The sequence below is a fragment of the Tenacibaculum aiptasiae genome, from assembly GCF_965221665.1.
Lineage (GTDB): Bacteria > Bacteroidota > Bacteroidia > Flavobacteriales > Flavobacteriaceae > Polaribacter > Polaribacter aiptasiae.
This window is the reverse complement of record NZ_CBDCSN010000001.1, coordinates 1-25,216: the sequence shown is the minus strand read 5'-3', so window position 1 is coordinate 25,216 and position 25,216 is coordinate 1. Positions and strand designations below refer to the sequence as shown.

The window sequence follows — 25,216 nt, the reverse complement described above, 5'->3', positions numbered from 1 at the left end:
TTTAATTAATCAAGAGTTTTTAAGAAGGCAGAAGGTGTAATACCTACTTGCTTTTTAAAAGCTCTTGAAAAAGCAGAAGCATTTGTATAGCCAACTTCTTGTGCTAAACCTTGGATAGAGTATTTTCTATATTGACCGTCAGTTCTTAATTTATTAATGATATAATCTATTTTACGTCTAGTAAAGTATTGTTTAAAAGATTCTTTATAATGTTTGTTAAATACAAAAGAAACGTAAGTAGAATTAGTTTCTAGGTCTTTAGTTATGCTAGAGATTGAAAAATTAGAATCTAGGAATTCATAATTTTCATTAATATTTTTAATCTTATCAAGGATTTTATTTTCTAAGACATCGTCAATGTTGTACTCCTTTTTTTCTACTTCTATAGGTTGTTGTTGATTATTGATCTTTGTAATTAATCTTTCTTTTTTATTTTTTTCTTTCTTGTAAACAAAAAGAAGAATAGTGGCAAGTATAATAAGTAATGCGAAAAAAGTAAGAATCAGTTTACGTTCTTTATTTGCTCCATTTTCTTTTATTTCTAAGTTTAATTTCTGTGCTTTATTAAAATTATTATCGTAAAATAAATTAAAGGTTTTATCCTTGTTTTTTCTAGCTAACTCGTATTGTTTGAGGTTTAAAGAAGAGTATTTGTATGCACTATCAATTTTATGAATCTTATTGTATTGATTAGATAAGATATCATACATTGTAATTAACTTACTTGTTTTACAATACTTTTTATCTTTTATTATTTTAGAAGCATAATATATTGCTGAGTCAGAAACATTCAGGTTGTGAAAACAAATAGCTTTTTGAAAATATTCGCGATGCTTATATTCGCAACCATTGTTGATATTTTTATAATTATTGATTAATTCTATAGCTTTTTTATATTCTTTTTTAGCTAATAGAATTTCAGTTTTTCTAAAATTATAAAACAGTTTAGAGTCTTTATGTATTGGAGTTAATAGTTTAGATGTGTTATAGGCTTTATCGTAATAATATGTTGCTGAATCTAATAATGTTTTGTTAGGATTGGTGTTTTTACCGTTTAAAGCTATGTATGTGTTTCCTAGGCAATTGTATACATTAGCTTGCCATTGAATAAAAAAATCGTCATTGTAAAGATTTTTTACAATTGGATTTTGAATTTCAGCAATAGAATTTAATAATAAAACTTTGGCTTTATCATGCATGCCAAGTTTGTTTTTTATAACTGCTTTGCTAAGCTTTAATCCTAATTGATTTCTAAAGTTTAATTGATCCTTTACAGGATGGTTTAATATCTGGTTTTCTTTTTCAATAAGAATAGCATAAGCTTCTTCATATTTCTCTTGATTTTTTTTAATCCAAAATAATCTATTTAAAGAAGCTATTTTTCTATCTATAAGACAAGGTTTTTCTAAACTCTGATTTAATGAATCTACAAATTCAATAACACCTCTAGTTATTTTCTCAGCTTTAGTATAGTTTTTTTGAATATAGTAGCCATAAGCTCTTCCAGTTTTAGCTTCTAGTTTTTTACAGATATTGTTAGATTTTTCTAGCTTGTCACAATAAAAAAATAAGCTGTCAATATTAGTGTTTTTATAAAAATTTACTTTATCAAAATTAATAGAATCTAATTTACTTGTCTGAGAGTGTGCTTTTTTAAAGGAAAAAAGAGCAATAAAAGGAACAAAGAAAATTTTTTTAAGCATTCTGAGATATATGGAAATAATGATGCTTTTTATGAAAAGCATATAAAAATAAGTCCAAATATAATGCTTTTTATAAAAGGAAGTATACAATGTTTTATAGAATCGAGAAAGAGTAATATGTTTGTAACACTTCTATTTAGGAGAATAAATAGAATGAATAAGAAAGAGTTCATATATTGTTATGAGAAAGTAAAAAAGCGGAGATTTACCTCTGCTTTTTTTGTTTTATAAGAATATGAAGGTTTTTATATCCATTATTCAAAGAGATTGCTATTGTAAAAACTAAAATAATAATACATTTGTTTCAAATTATTATTTATGTACTCTAAATTACCAGAGAAAAGATATAATCATACCTTAGAATTTTTAAAAAAGCATGTGCCAGCTCCCGCAGTAATTTTAGACTTAGGAGTTCGTAATCCTTTTTCAGAAATAATGGAGAAAAATGGTTATACAGTATATAACACAAATGGCGAAGACTTAGATTTATTACCAGAAATAGTAAAAGAATATAAAGTAGATGTTGTAACAGCTTTCGAGATTTTTGAGCATTTATTAGCACCTTTTAATGTGCTTAGAGAAATTGAAGCTCAAAAAATAGTAACAACAATACCTTTGAAGTTATGGTTTACTGATGCCTATAGAAGTAAAACGGATATGTGGGATAGACATTATCACGAATTTGAAGATTGGCAGTACGATTGGTTATTAGAAAAAACAGGTTGGAAAATTTTGGATAGAAAAAAATGGACAAGTCCAATTAATAAAATAGGATTTCGACCAATTTTAAGAAAATTCACCCCTCGTTATTACGCTGTTTACGCAGAAAAAAAGAAGTAGTAGTGAGGATAGGAATGATTTTAGATAAAATATTTCCCCCAGATCCAAGGGTGGAGAATGAGGCCATTGAGTTAATCAATAAAGGTCATGAGGTCTTTTTATTTTGTCTAACATATACAAATCAAAAGAAAGAAGAAGAAGTTAATCAAATTACGGTAAAAAGATATAAGAGTAATAAGTTAGAATATAAGTTATCTGCATTAGCTTATACAATTCCATTATATTCTATTTTAATGGAAAAGAAAATAAGTCATTTTTTAAATGAAACTAGAATTGAAGCCATTCATATTCATGATATGGTAATTGCAGAAGCTGTTTTTAAGGCTAATAAAAAACTAGAGCTACCAATTGTTTTAGATTTGCATGAAAACAGACCTGAAATAATGAAGTTTTATCCTCATTTAAAAAGGTTTCCTTCTAATGTGCTTATTTCTCACAAAAAATGGAAAGAAAAAGAAGAAACTTTTATAAAAAAAGCTAATCGGGTTATTGTAGTTACAAAAGATGCCAAGGAAGAAATTGTAGAAAGAACAAAAATTGATTCAAGTACTATTTCAGTAGTTCCGAATACAGTTAGATCTTCATTTTATGAAAAAGCTCAAATTGAAATTACTGAAAATAAAAAGAAAGACAATTTTGTATTGTTGTATATAGGAGATACAGGTGAAAGAAGAGGTTTGAGAACCGTTGTTAGAAGTTTACCTAAATTAGCAAAGGATATAAAAAATATAAAATTAGTCATAGTTGGTAAAGTAACCAATGAATTAAAATTAGAAGTGGATAAATTGAAAATAACAAACTATGTTGATTTTCAAGGTTGGCAAAATGAATCTACTTTTGTAAAGTATATTCAAGAAAGTGATGTTTGTTTATCACCATTGCACAGAAATATTCATCATGATACAACTTATGCTAATAAATTATTTCAATACATGAGTTTAGGCAAACCTTTAATAGTGAGTAATGCCACAGCTCAGAAAAAATTAGTAGAAGAGTACAATACAGGTTTAGTTCATAAAGAAAAAGACGTAGAAGATTTTGAAAATAAAGTTTTAGAACTATATAATAATCCTTTGTTAAGAGAAAAATTAGGAAAGAATGGAAAAGGTTTTGTTCAAAATGAATTTACTTGGGACAAAACATCTAAAGAGCTAATAAATTTATACGCTGGTTTATAATTGAAAGTATTAATTGTAACATATTATTGGGTGCCAGCAGGAGGCTCTGGTGTTCAACGCTGGTTGAAGTTTGTAAAATATTTACGAAACTTTAATATTGAACCAGTAATCTATACTGTAGATGAGGCTAATTATCCTATTATTGATTCATCTTTAGAAAAAGATGTTCCTAATGATATAGAATTATTAAAGAAAAGTATTTGGGAGCCTAATGATGTACTTTCACGTTTCAAGAAAAAGAGTACGAAAACAAGTGCAGGATTTTTAAATCCTAATCCAACTTTTTTCGGGAAAATAATGCAATATATCAGAGCTAATTATTTTATTCCTGATGCAAGAAAATTTTGGATTAAACCTTCAGTAAAGTATTTAAAAAATTATTTAAAGAATAATTCCATTGATGTGGTAATTACTACAGGACCACCACATAGTTTACATTTAATAGGATTACAATTAAAAAAAGATCTAAATATAAAATGGGTAGCTGATTTTCGTGATCCATGGACAGATATAGATTATTTTCATCAATTACCCTTAACTGAAAAAGCGAAAAAGAAGCATTTTGAATTAGAAAGGGAAGTATTGAAAGAAGCCGATGCTAGTTTAGTAATAGGGAAAACGATGAAAGAAAACTATAAAGAATATTCAAAAAATATTCATGTAGTTACTAATGGATATGATACAGAAATTGATGCAGTAAAGGGAGAGGAAATAGTATTAGATAAAAGTTATTCAATTACTCATATAGGTTTGATGAACGCAGATAGAAACCCTAAAATATTATGGGAAGTATTATCTGAGTTATCAGAAGAGCATTCAGACTTTAAAAACGATTTAGAAATAAAGCTAATAGGAAAAATTGCCAGTGAAGTTGAAAGCAGTTTAAAAAACTATAAATTTCAAAATGTAACTAAAATAAGTTATGTTCCTCATCAAGAGGTGCAGCAGTATCAAAGGAAATCTCAGGTGTTATTGCTGGCAGTAAATAAAGTACCTAGTGCTAAAGGTATTATTACTGGGAAAATTTTCGAATATTTACAAGCAAAACGTCCTATCTTAGCAATTGGACCAGAGGATGGTGATTTAGCTGAAATTTTAAATAAAACTCAATCGGGAATTATTGTTGACTTTGAATCAAAAGAAAAAATAAAGCAAGTGGTCTTAAGTTTGTATCAAAAGTACAAACAAAATGATTTGAGAATATCTTCTCTAGGTATAGAAAAATATCATAGAAAAGAATTGACCAAACAATTATCAGTAATACTAAAACAAGTAGTAAGTTCTTGAAAAAAATAGTAACTATATTAGGAGCTCGACCTCAATTTGTAAAAGGAGCAGTTTTAAGCAGAGTTATAGGGAAGTATAATGAAGTAGAAGAAGTGATTGTTCATACAGGACAACATTTTGATGAAAATATGAGTGCCGTTTTTTTTAATGAAATGCAAATTCCTAAACCTAAATATAATTTAGATATAAATGGATTAAGTCATGGAGCAATGACTGGTCAAATGCTTGAAGGAATTGAAAAAATTTTAGAAGAAGAAAAACCAGAAGCTGTCGTAGTATATGGTGATACAAACTCTACTATAGCAGGTGCTTTAGCTGCGAAAAAGATGCATATTAAAGTGGTGCATATTGAAGCAGGATTGCGTTCTTTTAATATGCAAATGCCAGAAGAGGTAAATAGAATTGTTACAGATAGAATTGCGAACTTGTTAAGTTGTCCAACAGCAGTAGCAGTAGAAAATTTGAAGAAAGAAGGGTTTGATAACTTATCAATAACTGTAGAGCAACATGGTGATATAATGAAAGATGCAGTAGAGTTTTATGGTAAGTTTTCAAATGAAAAATCGACTATTATAAGCGATTTAAAACTAAATAAAGATGAATTTGTATTAGCTACAATTCACCGACAAGAAAATACAGATGATAAAGAAAAACTGACAGAGGTTTTTCAAGCTTTAGAAAAAATAAATGAGTCTAAAAAGGTAGTATTGCCTTTGCACCCAAGAACCAAAAAGAAACTTGATTTTTATGGTTTAACACCAGCTATTACTTTCATAGAACCAGTAGGTTATTTTGACATGCTAGAATTATTAAAAAATTGTAGTTTAGTTGTTACTGATAGTGGGGGATTACAAAAAGAAGCTTTTTTTAATAAGAAGTATTGTATTGTTGCAAGAGAAGAAACTGAGTGGGTGGAGCTTGTTAATTATAATTATGCTAAGTTAGCAGGAACAAATTATACAAATATTATTGAAGCATATGAGAATTTCTTAATAGCAAACAAGAGCTTTGAAGAAAAATTATATGGAGATAATGTTGGAGAAAAGATATATAAGTCAATAAAAAAACTAATTCAAGAATAAATTGGGAATTGTATTTAAACAATCATTTAAAAACACTATTATAATCTATTTAGGTTTTCTAATAGGAGGAATCAATACAATAGTTTTATATTCAAGATTTTTAAAAGATGAATATTATGGATTAGCAATGTATGTGTTTGCTGCATCTAATTTATTATTACCTGTAATAGCTTTAGGTGTACATTATACTATTATTAAATTCTTTTCAGGATATAAGACTAAAAAAGAAAAAGATAGTTTTTTAGGCTCGGTTCTATTTCTTCCTTTGCTGGTTGCATTACCAGTAGGTTTTTTTTGGGATTTCTTCCATAATCAAATTATGGATTATATTTCAAAAAGTAATGTTGAAGGAAATCAAATTGTAGAAAGTTATACGATATACATATATATTATTGCTGTAGCTTGTGCTTATTTTGAAGTTTTTTATTCATGGGCTAAAGTCCAAATGCAATCAGTTTTTGGAAATCTTTTGAAGGAGCTTTATAATAGAGTAGCTATAATGATTATGTTATTTGCTGTAAACTTTGAGCTGATAACTAAGCAAGAATTTCTGTATTATATGGCGATAGCATACATTTTAAGAACATTTTTAATGATGTTGTATGCTTTTAGATTATACAGGCCTAAAATAACGTTTTCATTACCTCATAACTTTAAAGAAGTATTACGTTATACGTTTTATATTGTATTGGCAGGAAGTGCAGGTGCAATTGTCTTGGATATTGATAAAATAATGATACCAGGAAAAGATGGTTTTGCTACTGCAGCTTATTATGGTGTTGCATTATTTATAGGAACATTTATTGAAGCTCCAAGTAGAGCAATGGGGCAAATTTTACAACCTCTTACATCTAAATCTATAAACGATAATAATGTAAAGGAAACCGAAAGTTTATATAAGAAAAGTTCAATAAATTTATTGGTTATTGGAGGACTTTTTTTTGTTTTGGTAAATTGTAATGTAGCTGAGTTGTTTAGAATAATGCCTAATAAGAACTATGGAGAAGGAGGGATATTAGTAGTTTTATTAATATCTATTGGTAAGTTATTTTTAATGTCTTTGGGAAGCAATGGTGCAATTATTACCAATTCTAAGTTTTATAGAATTGTAATGCCAATAGGAGTAGGATCTGCTTTCTTAGTGTTTTATTTGAATAAACTTTTCTATAATTACATAGGTATGGGAACTGAAGGTTTAGCATTAGCTACCTTATTGACTATTTTATTTTTCAATATTTTTAAATTATGGTTTGTAAGTAACAAGTTAAAAATGTTTCCTTATACAGGCAAAACATTGCAAATGGTTTTGATAATTATAGTGATGTTTTTTGCATTTTATTTTTGGAATTTTTCAATACCAGAATTCTCAGCGTTTAATTTTCCTTTAGACCCAATAATTAATATTATTTTAAAAAGTATTTTAATAATAATAGTTTATGTATTTGTTGTTGTGAAACTATCTATATCTAGTCAGATAAATAATTTAGTAGGTAGGTTTATGAAATAAAAAAAGACTGTATTCACAAAAGGAATAAGTCTTTAATAAGGGAAAAAAGAAATAAGGGGAAAATTTCGGCTGCAAATATACTGCTGTTTTTGTACTTTATTGATTAACATATGTTTATAAATTTAATTCATAATGTTTTTTTTATTCTACTTAATTGAACAGGAGAAATATTAAGGAATGATGCAATGTGCTTTTGAGCAATCAAATTATCTATTCCTGGAATTCTTTTTCTTAATATCAAATATCTTTCTTTTGCTGTGTGCATTGAAATATCTAGAATAATGTTTTCAGCTTTTAAGTAAGCATCTTCTAAAATTTTTACATAGAAGGCACTCATTTCGTGATGTTCTAGAGTAAGTTCTTTGAATTTATGAAAGTTTCCTCTATAACCAGTTACTTTTGTTAAGGCTTGATAATTAAGTTCAGAAGGGATTTTTCTCATCATTGCTGAGGCTCCGCCAGTAGTTTGACCAGAAGTAAAGAAAGTTCTCGTAGCTTCTTTTCCAGTCTCAGTTTCAAGATAAGATCTAACTATTCCTGTTTTAATAATGAAAAAATCAGTAGGATATTCATTAGTTTTTACTAAAAAGTCTAGAGGTTCCAATTCGGAATATGTAACTAGATTTTCAAAAATAGAGATGATATTACTAGGTAAATCGGTAAATTGATAAAGAAATTGTTCAATATCAGTTCTCATAAAAATATATAAATTAACAAGTTGCCCCTATTGAGAGAACATAAATTTAATGAAATTTGTGAGATAAAAAAAATAGACGCAAAAAATCAGACCTATATAAGGGGATAAGTCTGATTATTGAAAAAAAAATTAATTAGGGGAATTTTTTCTCAAGTTTGTAACTTGTTAATTACGTTACGAATATAAAAGAGATTTAAAATTTGTACATTAACATATGTTAAGAAAGAAGTTATTTATAACTGTTCTTTCTAATACGACTTAATTGAACTGGAGTAATATTTAAATATGAGGCAATATGATATTGATTGATTAAATTATCAATATTTGGAAGTCTTTTTTTAAGTTTTTCATATCTCTGAGAAGCGTCTAGTATAGATAGCTCAAGTATTTTTGCTTCCTCTCTCATATATATGTGCTCTAAGACTTTGTAGTGAAAAATAGAAAGATCATGATGCTTTAAAGATAAATTATAAAAAGATTGATAATTACATTCTAAAACTTCACAATCGGTTAAGCATTCATAAATTAAATTAGAAGGGGTGTTTGTAATTAAAGCCCCTAAGTTCCCTGTTGTAGTTATTGGAACAAATATAGTTTTAGTATATTCTTTGCCTTTTTCATCAACTAAAAAAGATCTGACAACACCAGATTTTAAAATATAAAAGTTTGTAGGTGTTTGATTTAAATCAACAAGTTTATGATCTTTGGAAAAACTTTTGGAGAACATTAGTTTATTAAACTCTTCAAAAGAATTCTCTGAAACTTTATCATAAAAATTAAAAACAAAGTTTCTGAAAAAAGACATAAGTAGCTGTTAAATTGTGGTTTACTTCAAATTTACATTAATTTTTTCTAAAAAACTAATAGCGTTCGGACCTTCCATAAAAAGTAGATCAAGGATCGATAAATTGGGTATAAATCCATATTTATCATCAAACATTTGAACATATGTATCAAGTTCAATTTCTAAGCCTTTTTTAGCAAGGGCTAAACTTCTATAGTCAATGGTTTCTGGTACTAAACTATAATTTTCAGTTTTAGAAAAAGAAGTATCCATTTGTAAAGCATCAGTAATAAATAAATGACAATCAATATTCACATCTTGTAAAAAAGTATATTTTTTTGTGAATATTCTTAATAAATCATCTTCGAAAAACTCAAAGTAAGGAGAAGATCGATAAGCAGATTGTAATGATTTAAAATGTTGTGATTGCCAAGGAAAATCATTTTCAATTAACGTATCCTTAGTTTTTTTTCTGTCAACTTTTGTTTTATGTTTTACAGGTACATTCAAAGCAAGTTTACCATTAGCACCATATATATAGCAACGATTACGATACGTTTGTTTTTGATAATTATCGTGTATTTCAAAACAAACAGAATCAGATTGATAAATTGCTGCGTATTGTGAAATAGGAGCAAAGTATGTTGGAATAAATAATGCCATTAAGCTTTGTTCTTTTTACCTTTTCTATAACTATAAACTGTGTATCCAGCAATTAAAAGAATTACAACCCATAAATAAGAAGTTGGTTTACCACTACCACCAACAGTTGTAAACATTCTATCCCAACGTATTGATTTTATTTTAGCGCTAAAGTCAAGAATAGAAATATTAGGATCCCAACTTAACCATATCATAACTGGTTTACCAACAACGTGGTCAATTGGTACATATCCCCAATTTCTAGCGTCTAATGAGTTTTGACGATTATCTCCCATCATCCAGTAATAATCTTGCTTAAAAGTGTATGTTTTGGCTTTTTTACCGTTGATATAGATGTTGTTTCCAAATATTGTTAAATCATTGTTTTCGTATCTTCTAATGATTTGTTCGTAAAAAGGAATTGTGTTTTCATTTAATTCGACTGTAGTTCCTTTTTTAGGAATATAAATAGGTCCGAAGTTATCACCAGACCAAGCATATTTTGGATTATGTGGAAAAACAGATTTGTCATAAAATCCTTTAGGTTTTAAATATTTGGTAACACTTTTTACAAGTGGGTTTTTACTTAAAGCTTTAGCTTCATCATCTGTTAAGTTGAAATAATAAAAAGCACGATCGTTAGACATTTTTCCTTCCCCATTTTTATTATACTCTCTTATAACACTCATAGGTAGATCTTTACCATCTGTGTCAATTTTAAAGTACCATTGTGGCTTAGCTCTATCTGGTAATACTGTTTTTTTACCGTTAATATACACATACCCATCTCTAACTTCTAAAGAATCTCCAGGAATACCAGTAGCTCTTTTTACGTAGTTTGTTCTTTTGTCAATTGGTTTGTACGTTGGCTTTCCCGAGTTATCTCCCCACATTAAAGCTAAAGTATCTGCAGGCCAGCTAAATACAACAATATCATTACGTTTAATTTTCTGGAAACCAGGTAAACGCATATATGGTAATGAAAGTTTGTTTAAAAAACTATCTTCATTTTTGTCGTTAGATAAATAGGATTTTACACCTAAACCAGGTATAGTATCATGAGCCATTGGTGCAGCAACAACAGTGTTTGGTACACGAGCTCCGTAGTGAAACTTACTTACAAATAAATAATCTCCAACTAATAATGTTTTTTCTAAAGAAGAAGTAGGGATTGTATATGGTTGCATAAAATAAGTATGCACTAAAGTAGCAGCAATAATGGCAAAAGCAATAGAGCTAACCCATTCACCTAATTCAGATCTCGGTTCTAAACTTCTATTTTCAATATATTTAGCTTCAGTAGCGTAATTTATATAATAAATATATAATCCTAAAGTTAAGATAACTAGAATAGTGTCTTTTCGTTGGTTGAAGCCAAAACTTCTACAAGTTTCTACCCAAATAATAGGGAACATTAACAAGTTTACAATAGGAAAGAATAACAAAATTACCCACCACTTAGGTCTGTTTATAATTTGCATTAAAATTATAGCATTGTAAACAGGAATAGCAGCTTCCCATGCTTGTCTTCCAGCTCTAACATAAAGTTTCCAAGTTCCTAAAAAATGGATTACTTGAAGTATTAAGAAGAATATAAACCATTCAGTAAATGTCATAATGTATATATTTTGGTTTCCCCTAAAAAGGAATAAAATTCAATAGTATTAGTGTCTTTTTTTTTCTGTTTGTTACCTAATTAACCTAAGTTTAACACATCTCTCATAGTATAAACTCCAGTTTTAGAAATTAACCATTCAGCAGCTACTACAGCACCTAAGGCAAAACCTTGTCTATTATGAGCTGTGTGTTTTATATCTATAGTGTCAATTTCTGAGTTATAAGTTACTGTATGTGTACCAGGAACTTCAGGTGTTCTAATAGCGGAAATAGGAATGTTATTTTCCGATGTTTTTTGATCTAACTCCCAAGCTGTTTTATCAGAATTTTCGATAATTCCTTCAGCAAGAGTAATTGCAGTTCCGCTTGGAGCGTCTAATTTTTTTGTGTGATGAATTTCCTCAATAGAAACATTATATTGATTTAATGTATTCATCATTTTAGAAAGCTGTTTGTTTAATTCAAAAAAAACATTAACACCTAAGCTAAAATTTGAAGCGTAAATAAAAGCTCCTTTTTTTTCATTACACAATTCAACAACAGAATTGTAATGCTCTAACCATCCAGTTGTACCAGAAACTACAGGTATTTTATTGTTAATACAGTTTGTTATATTATTAAAAGCAGAAGAAGGTACGCTAAAATCAATAGCAACATCAGCATCGGAAATGTTATAGTCTTCTTTTCCAGAAGTTTTGATTACTATTTCGTGACCTCTTTGTAAAGCAATTTTTTCAATTTCTTTACCCATTCTACCATAACCAAGTAAGGCTATTTTCATTTTAAAAAGAATATTTTAAAGTTAAACCAACTTTTGGAGCTTCAATAAACATAGGGTCTGGTTGAATTGTAGGATTTATAGATAAGCTATCATCTGTGTCAAATTGTAATAAATGAGCATTAACACTAGCTTCTACAATTTGTAAAACATATAATAAAACACCAGTTAAAAGAGAAAGATCTCTGTTTTTACGTAATGTTTTTTGTGCATTTTCCAAACCAGTTGTTGAAATACTTGGATTTCCATTTAAGCCATCAAATTCATCAGGAAGTCCTTGACTACGAAGCTTAAAAGCTGTTCTAAAACGATCGTATTCGTTACTATTATCAACGTAAAAGTAAACACTAGCTCCTATGGCAGCCCAAACAATAGGGGCTTTCCAATATTTTTTGTTGTAAATCTGACCACCTCCAGGGAAAATAGCTGAGTAAAAAGCAGCTTTTGAAGGTGATAAAGGATTGTATTTATCGCTACCTATTTGTAATTGTTTGGCTCTTATAGCTGTTGAATCTTTTTGAGCAAATGACGTTTGACTAAAAGAAACACACAAAAAAACGAATATGATAAGTCGAATGTTCAATTACTTTAAAAGGTTTTTAATTCGATTAAAATCTTCTTCAGAATGAAAAGGAATTGATATTTTTCCTTTTCCACGATTATTTACACTAACATCAATTTTATGACCAAAATAATCGCTAATTTCTTTCACACTGTCAGCAACAAAGCTAGGTAAAGCCTTCTTTTTACTAGCTTTAGCAACTTTGCCAGCTTTTAAGTTCTTAACTAATTCTTCTGTTTGGCGAACAGATAATTTTTCACGAACTATTTTTTCGTAAATATTTAACTGATCAGAATTACTATCAACATTGATAAGTGCTCTACCATGTCCCATAGAAATAAAACCATCACGCATTCCTGTTTGGATAATAGGATCAAGTTTTAATAAACGTAAATAGTTTGTAACAGTAGAACGTTTTTTACCAACACGAGTACTTAATTCTTCTTGGGTTAATTGAATTTCATCAATCAATCGTTGGTATGAAAGTGCAACTTCTATAGGATCAAGATTTTTACGTTGAATATTTTCAACTAATGCCATTTCTAGCATTTCTTGATCGTTAGCTAAACGGATATATGCAGGAACAGTTTTGTTTCCAATCAATTTAGAAGCTCTAAATCTACGTTCTCCAGAAACTAATTGAAATTTATCACTAGATAATTTACGAACTGTAATAGGTTGTATTACACCAAGTTCTTTAATCGAATTTGCTAATTCTTGTAAGGCCTCTTCATCAAAATAAGTTCTAGGTTGATATGGATTTACATCTATCGAATTAATATCTAATTCAACAATCGTACCTACTAGTTTATCTGCGTTTTTATCTTCTGCCGAATTTACTTCCGCAGTTTCTTTTAATAATGCTGATAAACCTCTACCTAAAGCCTGTTTTTTTGTTGCTTTTGCCATTTACAATAATTATGCGTTTTTGTTTATAATTTCGTTCGCCAAATTTAAGTAATTTACCGCACCTTTACTCGTAGCATCGTATGAAATTATACTTTCACCATAACTAGGTGCCTCACTTAAACGAATATTTCTATGCACTATTGTCTCAAATACCATAGAACTGAAGTGTTTTTTAACCTCTTCAACTACTTGATTAGAAAGTCTTAAACGAGAATCAAACATCGTTAATAACAACCCTTCAATATCTAAATCAGGATTGTGTATTTTTTGAACACTTTTAATAGTGTTTAATAATTTTCCTAAACCTTCTAATGCAAAATATTCACATTGAATAGGGATAATTACAGAATTTGCCGATACTAGCGAATTTAATGTAATCAAACCTAAAGAAGGAGCACAGTCAATTAAGATGTAATCGTAATCGTCTTTTACTTCTTCTAATGCTTTTTTAAGCATGTATTCTCTTTCTTGTTTGTCTACTAATTCAATTTCAATAGCAACTAAGTCAATATGCGCAGGAATTAAATCAACATTAGGAGAATCTGTTTTTAAAATAGTATCTTTTACAGGAATAGCATGTTCTAAAACCTGATATGTACCCAATTCAACACTTTCAACATCTAAGCCTAAACCAGAAGTAGCATTCGCCTGGGGATCGGCGTCAATTAACAATACTTTATTTTCTAAAACACCTAATGATGCTGCTAAGTTTACAGTAGTAGTAGTTTTACCCACTCCACCTTTTTGATTTGCAATTGCTATTATTCTACCCATTATAATATGAAAAGTTTGAAAGAGGTAAATTTACAATTATTTATCATTTTTGAAAGGGAAAGATGTTAATAAATGTAACTGTTTGATTTTATGGAGTTAAAAAGAAAAAGCTGGAAATGTAAATTTATAGCTTTGTAATATGTTAGGTTTGAGAATATTATCTGTTCAGAGTTATAGGTGTAATTAGTATAGTAAATAATTCTCCTTTTTCAGTACCGTCAATTGGAGCTAAAATAACTGTTTTACTGTGGTAAACTCATTTCAGTTAAAACATCGTTAGCGTTTAAATTATTGAATTTCTGAAATATTAGGGAATGTAAAGCTAAATGAATTGAAATTCGTGAGGTTAAAGATAGTTTTTTGTAGTTTTAACAAAAAATTGAATTCATCTACTCTTTTTATCTTTCATGAGAATTATTAGCTTACTATTAACTATTTTACTTTGTTGTTTTTCTTCTTTTGCTCAACAAAAAGAAAAACGGAATCAGGCTTTATTAGCTAACACACTCAATGTACATATAGACTACCTGAATTTTATAGCTAAAAAAAGTGGATATGGTCGTAAATTACTTAATTACTTAGCTTTTAATCAAAATCTTAATAGGAAATTAGCCAAAAGTTATAAACCTTCTTCTCAAAAAACGTCAAAATATCAATTAAGAGTTCCTAGGTTTAATAAACCAGCTAAAATGTTTTCTTATGATTTGAAGAAAAAAGAATTATTATTAGAAAAAGTAAGGTTATCGCAGGAAAATATTCCAATAATTGACCGCTCTAAAATAATATCATTATTTGATTCGATTAAAAATAATATTGAAAATTTTGCTGTAATTCATAAAAACATATATGATTTAACTAAAGATGCTCCTCTTGTATCTAATAATCAAAAAATAATTAATAGTGTTTATTCAAATTTAGCTAAGCTTAATAATACTGAAGGGGTAATACGTAAATTAAATTATGAATTTGAAAATTTAGTGCATAATGTGTATAGAAAATACTTTCCAGTTACAAGTAATAATAATTCTTGGTTAATAAGTGCCAAGAAAATGGAGATGGCTATAGATACTGCTCGTGCATACTTGAAAAAAATTAGAACACAAGAGAATTCGTCAACTAAATTAGTAGATACTGTTGGTTTAAGTAAATTGTTAAACCAATTAAAAAACAACAGAAATAGAAACCTACAAGGTATTCATCCTCATACTTATGAAACTGTACATTCAATACATGATGATTATGATATGTTTGGAAATGTTTTAAGAAAATTTATAAAAGGAATAAGTTGTAGCAGCTGTTTGTCTAATAATAAAAACAAAAAAAGAGATATTAGTAGGTTATACAATTATGCATATTATGATTTAAATAGTGCTATTGCTTACTACAATAACTTTGCTACTTCTAGTACTGAAACGAAATATATGAAAGTAGCGCCGCAATTTTTGCTGCATAAAATAATTGATTTTGGATGGTATGATATGGAGCTCCAGCCCAACCAACCAACACCAACAATTGAAAATTTATTTATAGAATCATATGCTTTTAACCATACAGTATTGTTGTTAGATGTGTCTCGTAGTATGAATCATTACACAAAATTGCCATTGATTAAAAATTCTATAAAACAACTTTCTTTGCATTTAAGGAAAAATGATCGATTATCGGTAGTGATATATTCTAATGATGCTAAGGCTATTATGACCAATGTTTCTTTTACAGACTCAAAATCAATAGCTTTACTTGAAAAGCTGAGTTCTAACGGAAAAACAAACGCGGCAAAAGGTTTAGATTTGGCTCTTGAAATAGGACGTTCAAAATTTATTGCTAATGGTAATAATAGAATTATATTAGCTACAGATGGAGACTTTGCATTGACTCCAAAAAGTTTTGATCAAGTAAAACAAGGAGCTAAAGAAAATATAGTGCTTTCTGTTTTTGGATTTGGTAAAAGAGTTGCAAATGAAAAGCAATTAAAAAAATTAGCAGAAGTAGGAGCGGGGCATTATCAAAAAATAACTATTAAAAATAGTTTGGAAGCAATTATAAAAGAATTAACAGCTGTAAAGCGTAAAGACTTGTAAGAGGGTAGGGTAAGTGGTTTTGTTGTCTTGTTATATTAGTTTCTATATGGTGTAATAGCCAATATAAGTAATAAAAAAAACCACAACTTTAGTTGTGGTTCTATATGTATAAAATTTAATGACTTATTTTATCATTATCCGTTAAGCATTACAGGCATAACTAGCATAGTAACTAATTCTCCTTCTTCAGTACCGTCGATAGGAGTTAAAATACCAGCTCTATTTGGTAAACTCATTTCAATTAAAACATCGTTAGAGTTTAAGTTGTTTAACATTTCACTTAAAAAACGAGAGTTAAATCCAATTTGCATATCATCACCTTGATAATCGCAATTTAAACGTTCGTCAGCTTTATTTGAGTAATCTAAATCTTCAGCAGAAATATTTAACTCAGTTCCAGCCATTTTTAATCGAATCTGATGTGTAGTTTTACTTGAGAAAATAGAAACACGACGAACTGAATTTAAGAAAGAAGCCCTGTCAACAGTAAGTTTATTTGGGTTTTCTTTAGGGATTACAGCTTCATAGTTAGGGTATTTACCGTCAATTAATCTACAAACTAAAACAGCATTTTCAAAAGTGAATTTTGCATTAGTCTCATTGTATTCAATAACAACATTGTTTTCTGAACCTCCTAAAATTCCTTTTAATAAGTTTAAAGGTTTTTTAGGCATGATGAATTCAGCAGATTTATCAGCAGTAACATCAGTACGGGTATATTTTACTAACTTATGAGCATCTGTAGCAACAAAAGTTAATTCTTTTGAGTTGAATTGAAAAAAAACACCACTCATTACAGGTCTTAAATCATCGTTACCAGCAGCAAATATTGTTTTAGAAATCGCAGTAGCTAAAATATGAGAAGGAATCTCAGTACTACTAGGAGAAGGTAATTCAACAGCTTTAGGAAACTCTTCGCCACTAAAGTAAGCCATGTCGTATTTACCTTGCTCAGAAATAATTTCAATTGTACTATCTCCTTCAGCTTTAAAAGTTAAAGGTTGCTCTGGAAATGTTTTTAAAGTATCTAGTAATAAACGAGCATTAATGGCAATAGCACCAGTGTCAGTACTTTCAACTTCAACAACAGAAGTCATGGTAGTTTCAAGATCAGACGACGATACTTTAAGTTCGTTTTCATTTAGTTCAAACAAGAAGTTGTCTAAAATAGGTAATGTGTTATTGCTATTTATAACTCCTCCTAAAACTTGTAATTGTTTTAATAATTGAGAGCTAGATACGATAAATTTCATTTAGTATAGTTTCTGTTTATTAGATTTACAAATATATCTTAATTTGATGATTTTAAAAATTATTTTTTTAATAGTTAAAAATGATTAGTTAAACTGATAATTTAACTGTATTGAACCATAAAAATTTCCGTTGGGAACTCTAATACTTTTTAGTTTTTTTGTGTGGAAATGAACTGAATAACCAAAGTTAAAACGATTAAGAGTAAAGCGTATTCCTATTTCGTTTGTAAATCTAAGAGGTTCAAGTTCAAATGTAATAAGGCTGTTGTTGTTTAGGAAGCTCCCCTGAATTGATGCATCATAGATAGCATAAGTTAACATTGGTTTGATAAAAAGAAAAGATTCAATTTCGTTATTTGAGTCAGTTTTATCATTATTAAGATTACCGTTAAAAATGATAGAATTGGTGATTTTTTGTAAAGGCTTTAAACCTATCCGTAATAAGAAACCACTAGATAAGTCAGTGTAAACGGTTCCTAATCTTACATTGTTAACCCAGTTAATGTCTAAAGTACTAGACTTATCAACTACTAATTTTTTTATATAACTTCCAGAAAGGTTTAGTGCAAAAGCATCAGCAATTTGATATTTCCAACCAATTGCTTTTTTGTAACCATAAATATCATGAATAAAATCTTGAAGATCTTTACTGAAAGCAGATGGGCCAATAATTCCTACTTGAATAGATGTTTTTATGATAGATTCATTTTTGTAAAAACGATTAATTCCAAAGCTACCAAATAAGTAACCAGCAAAAGGGCGGTCATGATTCATGTGTTGCTGAACTGTAGCTTTGTAAGGGGTATACATATGATGTCCTAATTGAATATTATATGATTTTTTTGCAAGTTTTTTATGTTCTTTTTTACTAAGGTATCTATAGGTAAAAAACATTCCGTTAGTATAATACCTGTCTTGAGATGTAGAAATAAATAGGTCGTTGTCGTTAAGAAAACTAAACTCTTTAGAATATTTTCTTTGTGAATAAAAATTAATTGAAATTAAGGTGAATAAAAAGAAGCTAATTTTTTTCATAACTGCTAATATCGTTTTATTTTAGCAAAACAAGGGTTAATTTATTCATAATTATAATAATTTTTAATGAAAGAAAAGGCGAAGCTTACAATTACTGATTTTGAAAGTGTTTCAACAAATGATGAGTTGTTGAAGGTGATTAAAAAGAAGAAAATCTCTATAGATAAGGTAGAAGTTAAGTTAGCTTATGAGCAAGAGTTAAAAGAACTTCAGGTGGAGTTAGTGAAGCTACAACAATGGATAGCTAAAAATAATAAAAGAGTGGCTGTTATTTTTGAAGGGAGAGATGCTGCAGGAAAAGGAGGGAGTATTCGACGTTTTATGGAGCACTTAAACCCAAGGTCAATGCGTTTAGTGGCTTTAAATAAACCAACTGATGTAGAAAAAGGACAGTGGTACTTTCAAAGGTATATTAAAGAATTGCCTAACCCAGGAGAGATTGTGTTTTTTGATCGTAGTTGGTATAATAGAGCGGTTGTAGAGCCGGTAATGGGGTTTTGTACTAAAGAACAGTATAAGACTTTTTTAGTGCAGGTTCCAGAATTTGAACATATGTTATATGAAGATGGGGTTATAATTATAAAGTTTTGGTTGTCTATATCAAAGGATGAACAATTACGTAGATTTGATGCAAGAAACGATAATCCTTTGAAAAGATGGAAGTTTAGTCCGGTAGATAAAAAAGGGCAGGAATTGTGGGATAAGTATACATATTACAAAAATGAGATGTTTAGTAAGACACATACAACATACAGCCCATGGATAGTTGTAAAAACGAATGATAAAAAGAAGGCGAGAGTTGAGTGTATACGACATGTTTTGTCGCAATTTAATTATGAAGAAGTAGAGGAGTCGAAAACGGTATCAAACCCTGATCCTAATATAGTAATGCGTTATTATCGTTCAGCAAATCATTTAGATTAAATTATGGAGAAGTTAACACAGAAAGATGTTGATAAATTAAATACGAATAGAGGGTTGAAGGCAGTATTGTCAAAACCTTTTAATTTGGAGCGTGCATTGCGTTACGTTGATTACGAGCGAAAGTTAAAAAAATTACAGGTAGAATTAATTCGTTTACAAACATGGGCGATAAATAATAATGAACGAATCATTGTTCTTTTTGAAGGGAGAGATGCGGCTGGAAAAGGTGGAGCTATACGTAGAATAACAGAGCGAATTAATCCAAGGCATATGAGAATTGTGGCATTGCCAAAGCCTAATGAAGATCAAAAGTCTCAATGGTATTTTCAGCGTTATGTAGAGCAGTTTCCAAAAGCGGGAGAGATTGTGTTTTTTGATCGTAGTTGGTATAACAGGGCTGTGGTAGAGCCTGTAAATGGCTTTTGTACTCAAGAGCAATATCAAATATTTATGAATCAGGTAAATGATTTTGAAAGAATGATTTTAGAGTCAGGAATTAGATTGGTAAAAATATATATGTCAATTAATAAAAAAGAGCAAGCGAAAAGGTTTAGGGATATTAAGAATAATCCGTTAAAACAATGGAAAATGACGCCAGTAGATATGAGGGCGCAAGAGTTATGGGATGATTATACTGAGTATAAAAGATCAATGTTTTCTAAAACGAATACAAAAACATCGCCTTGGAAAGTGATACGAGCTAATAGAAAAACCATAGCTCGTATTAATGTGATTAACCATATATTAAAGAGTATTCCGTACGATAAAAATACGGAGGTCTAAGTTATAGATGGTTTTTTATAGTTTCAAAAATATAAAATACTTCACCTGCAATCTGTTTACTTGTTTTTAAGTAAGTTTCTTCCATTAAATCTGTGTTATCAGAAATTTTAGGATCGGTGAAAGGAAGATGAAACCTAGAGATGGCATCAGGGATAAAAGGACAGTTTTCATCGGCGCTATTGCAAGTTGTAATTGCTATATAAGGAAAGCTATTACTTGAGTGATCATATGTTTTTGAAAAACCTAAAATAGATTTTTTAGTTCCTTGAAAAGAAATTAAATAACGAGGGTTCTGGTGTGAAAAATCTATGATATTAAAGTTGAAGCCAGTTTTTTGAAGGCATTTTACAGTGTTTCTATGAAAAGCGGTAATTTCTGTACCACCAGAATAAGTAAAAATGTTTTTTAAATTAAAATATTCTATAGCATAAAAGCTCCAAACTTGAGCTAATTGACTTCTTCTTGAATTATGAGTACAAATAAAGTTTAAATTAATTTTTTCTCTATCATTAAACTCATCAATAATAGTATGAGCGATATCGTCAATTAAATTTAAGCGGTCTTCATTAATAATGGTTTCTTTTCGAGCTTCTTCAAAGAAAGTTTTTGTACTAATATTTTTAGTCTTTATCATTTATTTACAGTTCTTTTGTAAAATAGAATTATGTGCAAAAATACACTGTAAAGCTCTTTTGTAGAATTAAGTAAAGGTTAAGAATGTGTTTAGAAATAGGTAATAAAGTGGCGGTTTTGGATGCTGATATTAGGGGATTCATAATAAAAAAAGAAGGAAATAGTTTTTTTATTAAAGATGATGAAGGGATGGAGTATTGTTTTTTAGCTTCTGAATTGGTGAAAATTGAAGTAGATCAAAATGAGTTGAGTAAGTATATTGATATAAATAATCCGTTATTGAAAGCAAAAATTGATCAGAAAACTAAAAGTAAGAAATCATCTTTTGTTAAAGATAAAAACGAAGTGGTTATGGAGGTTGATTTGCATATAGAGAAGATTGTGAAGTCGGTTAGAGGTATGGATAAATATGATATTTTGTCAAAACAAATTCAGTTGGCAAAACAAAAATTAGAATATTGTGTATCAAAAGGAATATCAAAGTTGGTGTTAATTCATGGAGTTGGAGAAGGTGTTTTGAAAAGTGAGTTGCAGTATTTATTGAATAATTATAATGTACGATATTATGATGCTTCATATCAGAAATATGGACAGGGAGCTACGGAAGTATACATATATAAGAATGTGAATTAATTGTAATTTTGTAAAATGAAAAATGTTTATTTAGATAATGCAGCAACAACACCGATGTTGCCAGAGGTTGTGGAGGTTATGAGGAAATCAATGATAGATAATTTTGGTAATCCATCGTCTACTCATCAGTTTGGAAGAAAAGCAAAAGCGGCTGTGGAGACAGCTCGAAAAAATATAGCGAAACAATTTAATGTTTCGTCAAGTGAAATTTATTTTACAGCTGGTGGAACAGAGGCTGATAATTTGGTTTTATATAATGCTGTTCTAAATATTGGTGTAACAAGAATTGTGACTTCTAAAATTGAGCACCATGCAGTTTTGCATACAGTTCAATATTTACAGAAAAGATATGACTTAGTCGTGGAGTATGTGGATGTAGATGAGAAGGGGAATGTTTCCTTAGGTGAATTGGAGGAGATTTTAAAAAGGTCGAAGGAAAAAACTTTAGTGAGTTTAATGTATGTTAATAATGAAATAGGGAATTTACTGCCTGTAGATGAAGTGGCTTCATTATGTGAGAAATATCAAACGTATTTTCATTCAGATACGGTTCAAGCAATAGGTCACTATAAAATAGATTTAAAAAAAACACCAATAGATTTTATTGCAGCAAGCGCTCATAAGTTTCATGGTCCTAAAGGGGTTGGGTTTGTGTATGTGAAAAAGGGGGTTTCTTTAAAGCCGATGTTGCATGGAGGAGATCAGGAAAAAGGAGTGAGGTCTAGTACAGAAAATGTACATGCTATTTTAGGTATGGAGAAGGCTTTGAGTATTTCGTGTGAAGGTCTTGAGGGTGATAAGAGGTCTATAGAAGAGGTAAAGAGCTATTTGATGAGTGGGTTAAAAAAACATTTTAAAGGTGTAGAGTTTAATGGTGAATCTTCTAATATGAAAAAAAGTAGTTATACAATACTAAATGTGCGCTTCCCAGTAAATGAAAAAATGTTGTTATTTAATTTGGATTTGGTTGGGGTTGCAGTTTCTGGTGGGAGTGCTTGTCAAAGTGGAGCGAGTAAAGGTTCGCATGTCTTGAGTGCTTTTTTATCGGAAGAAGAATCGAAAAAAACATCTGTTAGATTTTCATTTAGTAAATTAACAACGATTCAAGATGTAGATTTTGCAATCGAAAAAATTAAAAATAATCTAAAACTTTAAATAAGCCTTTTTAAGGCTCTTTTTTGTTTTTTAAATAAAAACACCTATATTTAAAAAAAATATTAACTTAGATGGTTTTAAAAAGAATGCTTTTTATTTTGTTTTCTTATTGAGACTTTCTTTGTTATTTGTTTTTTCTATAGTGATACTTTTTGCAAAAAAAAGTATCTAAAAATTTGAAAAGTAGTATTTATAATTATCTTTGCACTACTTACAGTTGTCCCCCCAAACTATTAGTATTAATATTTTTAATGTATTGATATTGTTAGTCTTGGGGATTTAAATATTCTCAAACATTTTATAAAAAAAATTAATATTCTCAAATTTTATTTGGGATAAGATTATATATATAATAATATGAGGAAAAACTACCTTTCTAAATTTTATACATTAAAAAGTGTTTGCACATTATTATTGCTTGTTTTTTGGTCTTCAGCATCTTTTTCTCAGTGTGGATTTGGAGGCTGGGTAAATTCTGGTGTGACAGTAACTCCTTCAGCAACAGCCCAAAACTCTCCTTTTATACAAGCTGGTGAGTATTTTATTATGAATGTAGTGAATGGTGGGTCTTACAGGGTAAGAACATGTGGGTTAACAACTTTTGATACTCAATTATCACTTTATAATGAGTCTAATGGTGCTTTTGTAGCTTATAACGATGATAATTGTGGGTTAAGATCTAGTGTTACTTTCGCGGCTACATTCACAGGTCAGGTTAGAGTAGTAGTGAATCAATTTAATTGTAATAGCTCAGGAAATCAGACAAGAGTACAGTATCTTCAAACAGTAGCTCCTCCTTCAAACCCTTGTACTGATGGAGCGATAGTAGGTACGCCTACAGCTAATGATCCTGATGGAGATGGTATTAATAACGAATGTGATTTAGATGACGATAATGATGGTATTACTGATGTGGAAGAATATTGTACAAATGCAACAACAGCATTGTTGCCTTCTGCGAATGCGTCAGGTGATCGTCAAGTGACAGTAAATCATACGGATACAGGTTTTGCTAGATTAGATTTAACGGAATTAGATAATTCCTTCCAAATGACGGTAAACGGTACTCCAGTACATCCGTCTATATTAGAATTTGAAAATGGAGCTCTTGGTGGAGGAGAGGTTTATTTTAGATTTCAATCAGATAATGCTTTTATTTCAAGTCCTTGGAATCCAAATGTTAATGGATTACCTCGTTTAAGGTTGACCATTGATGAAACAGGAACAATTACATTATTAGGTTCAAGAACAACAACTTCTACAACATTAGAACCAATGGTGGCTCAAGATGGAACACCATTTAATACGATTACTTGGACACCTTTAGCAAATAATACTTTTATAATTATAAATCAAACGGGACCAGGGCCTGAAGAGTTAAGAGGAAGTTTGTTGGCAAGTAATATTTGTGATACAGATGGAGATGGAATTAGTAATGAATTAGACTTAGATTCAGATAATGATGGTATTTATGATATTGTTGAATCAGGTATTTTGGCTGTAGGAGGAGTTGCTGATGCTAATAATGATGGAGTGGTTGATGGAGCAAGTACAGGATCAGGGGCTAATGGGTTGTTTAATACTGTAGAGACAAATGATACATTTGGAGCTAGTTTAAGTTATACGGTTTTAGATTCTGATTCGGATGGAGAAACAAATCCATTTGAAGTAGATTCAGATGCAGATGGATGTTTTGACGCAATAGAAGCAGCAGGTAGTTTTGTTGCTGCAGACTTAACGTCAGGTAGACTTTGTACATCCTCTGCTTGTGTTAATGCTAATGGTGTGCCCACAAATGCGGGAAGTCCACAAGCAATAACAACAGCAGTTACAATAGGTGATGTAATTTCCAGTATACCAATAACGCCAAGTCCAGCTTCAGTATGTGAAGGAAGTAATATAACATTAACAGCAGCTCCTGTGGGGGTTAGAAATTCAGCAGGAGCTATTCCTGCAGGAGATTATATATATACATGGTATCTAGGAGCAAGTAGTACTCCTTTACCAAATTCTCCACCTTATAGTGGAACAAATACAGCTGCTTTAACAATAACAAATGCTACAACAGCTTTATCAGGAAATAGTTATCGTGTAGAAGTTACTACTATAAATAACAGTTGTATAGAACAAAATAATATATCTATAACTGTCCAAGCACAGCCTGCCAGTGCAGGTACTAATGGAACTTTAGAAGTGTGTCCAGGAGATACACCAACGACTGCTCAGTTATTTGGAGCTTTAGGAGGAAGCCCAGCAGGGGGAGGAGTTTGGAGTAATGTAGGGTTAGTTTATACATATACACAAGCAGCTACGAATCCATGTACAACAGATAATACAGCTACCGTAACAGTAACAGAAA

General features: G+C 29.7%; 23 protein-coding genes. 11 read left to right on the top strand and 12 right to left on the bottom strand.

The window, feature by feature from the left end:
• Positions 1–5: 5 nt before the first annotated feature.
• Positions 6–1,703: a helix-turn-helix domain-containing protein gene (locus ACOQN8_RS00115; RefSeq protein WP_420551159.1), complete on the bottom strand. Its 1,698-nt coding sequence runs from the start codon at positions 1,701–1,703 to the stop codon at positions 6–8.
• Between the two features lie 318 nt (positions 1,704–2,021).
• On the opposite strand from ACOQN8_RS00115, the gene ACOQN8_RS00110 reads away from it, so the two are divergent.
• From ACOQN8_RS00110 to ACOQN8_RS00090, 5 genes are read left to right on the top strand one after another with little or no spacing between them, the layout of a single operon-like run.
• Positions 2,022–2,543, top strand: coding sequence for a class I SAM-dependent methyltransferase (locus ACOQN8_RS00110; RefSeq protein ID WP_420551158.1), 522 nt, complete (start codon positions 2,022–2,024; stop codon positions 2,541–2,543).
• 2 nt (positions 2,544–2,545) lie between these two features.
• Positions 2,546–3,721 (top strand): glycosyltransferase family 4 protein, encoded by a 1,176-nt coding sequence (locus ACOQN8_RS00105; protein WP_272150391.1) that lies wholly within the window; start codon positions 2,546–2,548, stop codon positions 3,719–3,721.
• Positions 3,722–5,008 carry a glycosyltransferase family 4 protein gene (locus ACOQN8_RS00100; protein ID WP_272150392.1) on the top strand — a complete coding sequence of 429 codons (1,287 nt, stop codon included), beginning with the start codon at positions 3,722–3,724 and terminating at the stop codon, positions 5,006–5,008. It abuts the gene before it with no gap.
• The gene (gene wecB, locus ACOQN8_RS00095) at positions 5,005–6,090 is read left to right on the top strand and encodes a non-hydrolyzing UDP-N-acetylglucosamine 2-epimerase (RefSeq protein WP_420551157.1); all 1,086 of its coding nucleotides are present in this window, start codon (positions 5,005–5,007) and stop codon (positions 6,088–6,090) included. The genes ACOQN8_RS00100 and wecB overlap by 4 nt, the downstream gene beginning before the upstream one ends.
• A 1-nt stretch (position 6,091) precedes the next feature.
• Positions 6,092–7,597: a lipopolysaccharide biosynthesis protein gene (locus tag ACOQN8_RS00090; RefSeq protein WP_420551156.1), complete on the top strand. Its 1,506-nt coding sequence runs from the start codon at positions 6,092–6,094 to the stop codon at positions 7,595–7,597.
• Between the two features lie 127 nt (positions 7,598–7,724).
• On the opposite strand, the gene ACOQN8_RS00085 is transcribed toward ACOQN8_RS00090, so the two are convergent.
• From ACOQN8_RS00085 to ACOQN8_RS00050, 8 genes are all read right to left on the bottom strand, one after another.
• Positions 7,725–8,294, bottom strand: coding sequence for a Crp/Fnr family transcriptional regulator (locus tag ACOQN8_RS00085; protein WP_420551155.1), 570 nt, complete (start codon positions 8,292–8,294; stop codon positions 7,725–7,727).
• Between the two features lie 229 nt (positions 8,295–8,523).
• Complete coding sequence (locus ACOQN8_RS00080; protein WP_420551154.1) at positions 8,524–9,099, bottom strand: Crp/Fnr family transcriptional regulator; 576 nt, start codon at positions 9,097–9,099, stop codon at positions 8,524–8,526.
• Between the two features lie 21 nt (positions 9,100–9,120).
• A complete protein-coding gene (locus tag ACOQN8_RS00075) occupies positions 9,121–9,741 on the bottom strand; it encodes a WbqC family protein (RefSeq protein ID WP_420551153.1) in 621 nt (206 codons plus the stop codon).
• The gene (gene lepB, locus ACOQN8_RS00070; protein WP_420551152.1) at positions 9,741–11,336 is read right to left on the bottom strand and encodes a signal peptidase I; all 1,596 of its coding nucleotides are present in this window, start codon (positions 11,334–11,336) and stop codon (positions 9,741–9,743) included. Before lepB ends, ACOQN8_RS00075 begins: the two co-directional genes overlap by 1 nt.
• Before the next feature lie 80 nt (positions 11,337–11,416).
• Complete coding sequence (gene dapB / locus ACOQN8_RS00065) at positions 11,417–12,118, bottom strand: 4-hydroxy-tetrahydrodipicolinate reductase (RefSeq protein ID WP_420551151.1); 702 nt, start codon at positions 12,116–12,118, stop codon at positions 11,417–11,419.
• Position 12,119: 1 nt separating this feature from the next.
• Positions 12,120–12,698, bottom strand: a complete 579-nt coding sequence (locus ACOQN8_RS00060; protein WP_420551150.1) for a DUF5683 domain-containing protein — start codon at positions 12,696–12,698, stop codon at positions 12,120–12,122.
• Positions 12,699–13,586 (bottom strand): ParB/RepB/Spo0J family partition protein, encoded by an 888-nt coding sequence (locus ACOQN8_RS00055; protein ID WP_150900771.1) that lies wholly within the window; start codon positions 13,584–13,586, stop codon positions 12,699–12,701. It abuts the gene before it with no gap.
• A 9-nt stretch (positions 13,587–13,595) separates the two neighbouring features.
• Positions 13,596–14,360 carry a ParA family protein gene (locus ACOQN8_RS00050; RefSeq protein ID WP_150900772.1) on the bottom strand — a complete coding sequence of 255 codons (765 nt, stop codon included), beginning with the start codon at positions 14,358–14,360 and terminating at the stop codon, positions 13,596–13,598.
• Between the two features lie 407 nt (positions 14,361–14,767).
• Here ACOQN8_RS00050 and ACOQN8_RS00045 point away from each other — a divergent pair, with 407 nt between their 5' ends.
• Entirely contained in the window at positions 14,768–16,441 is a 1,674-nt protein-coding gene (locus ACOQN8_RS00045) for a vWA domain-containing protein (RefSeq protein ID WP_420551149.1), read from the top strand.
• A gap of 134 nt (positions 16,442–16,575) precedes the next feature.
• Here the strand turns inward: ACOQN8_RS00045 and dnaN are convergent, their stop codons facing one another.
• Positions 16,576–17,694, bottom strand: coding sequence for a DNA polymerase III subunit beta (dnaN, locus tag ACOQN8_RS00040; RefSeq protein WP_150900774.1), 1,119 nt, complete (start codon positions 17,692–17,694; stop codon positions 16,576–16,578).
• Between the two features lie 84 nt (positions 17,695–17,778).
• On the bottom strand, positions 17,779–18,729 hold the full coding sequence (locus ACOQN8_RS00035; RefSeq protein ID WP_420551148.1) for a lipid A deacylase LpxR family protein: 951 nt from the start codon (positions 18,727–18,729) through the stop codon (positions 17,779–17,781).
• A gap of 66 nt (positions 18,730–18,795) precedes the next feature.
• Between ACOQN8_RS00035 and ppk2 (ACOQN8_RS00030) the strand changes: the two genes are divergently transcribed.
• On the top strand, positions 18,796–19,653 hold the full coding sequence (gene ppk2, locus ACOQN8_RS00030) for a polyphosphate kinase 2 (protein WP_420551147.1): 858 nt from the start codon (positions 18,796–18,798) through the stop codon (positions 19,651–19,653).
• A gap of 3 nt (positions 19,654–19,656) precedes the next feature.
• The gene (gene ppk2 / locus ACOQN8_RS00025) at positions 19,657–20,436 is read left to right on the top strand and encodes a polyphosphate kinase 2 (protein WP_420551146.1); all 780 of its coding nucleotides are present in this window, start codon (positions 19,657–19,659) and stop codon (positions 20,434–20,436) included.
• A gap of 1 nt (position 20,437) precedes the next feature.
• Here the strand turns inward: ppk2 (ACOQN8_RS00025) and ACOQN8_RS00020 are convergent, their stop codons facing one another.
• On the bottom strand, positions 20,438–21,070 hold the full coding sequence (locus tag ACOQN8_RS00020; protein WP_420551145.1) for a low molecular weight phosphatase family protein: 633 nt from the start codon (positions 21,068–21,070) through the stop codon (positions 20,438–20,440).
• 83 nt (positions 21,071–21,153) lie between these two features.
• Here ACOQN8_RS00020 and ACOQN8_RS00015 point away from each other — a divergent pair, with 83 nt between their 5' ends.
• The 3 genes from ACOQN8_RS00015 to ACOQN8_RS00005 all read left to right on the top strand — a co-directional run.
• A complete protein-coding gene (locus ACOQN8_RS00015; protein ID WP_272150409.1) occupies positions 21,154–21,702 on the top strand; it encodes a Smr/MutS family protein in 549 nt (182 codons plus the stop codon).
• Positions 21,703–21,717: 15 nt separating this feature from the next.
• On the top strand, positions 21,718–22,857 hold the full coding sequence (locus ACOQN8_RS00010; protein ID WP_420551144.1) for a cysteine desulfurase family protein: 1,140 nt from the start codon (positions 21,718–21,720) through the stop codon (positions 22,855–22,857).
• A 357-nt stretch (positions 22,858–23,214) separates the two neighbouring features.
• Positions 23,215–25,216: thrombospondin type 3 repeat-containing protein (locus ACOQN8_RS00005; RefSeq protein ID WP_420551143.1), on the top strand; the 2,002-nt coding region annotated here is incomplete at its 3' end.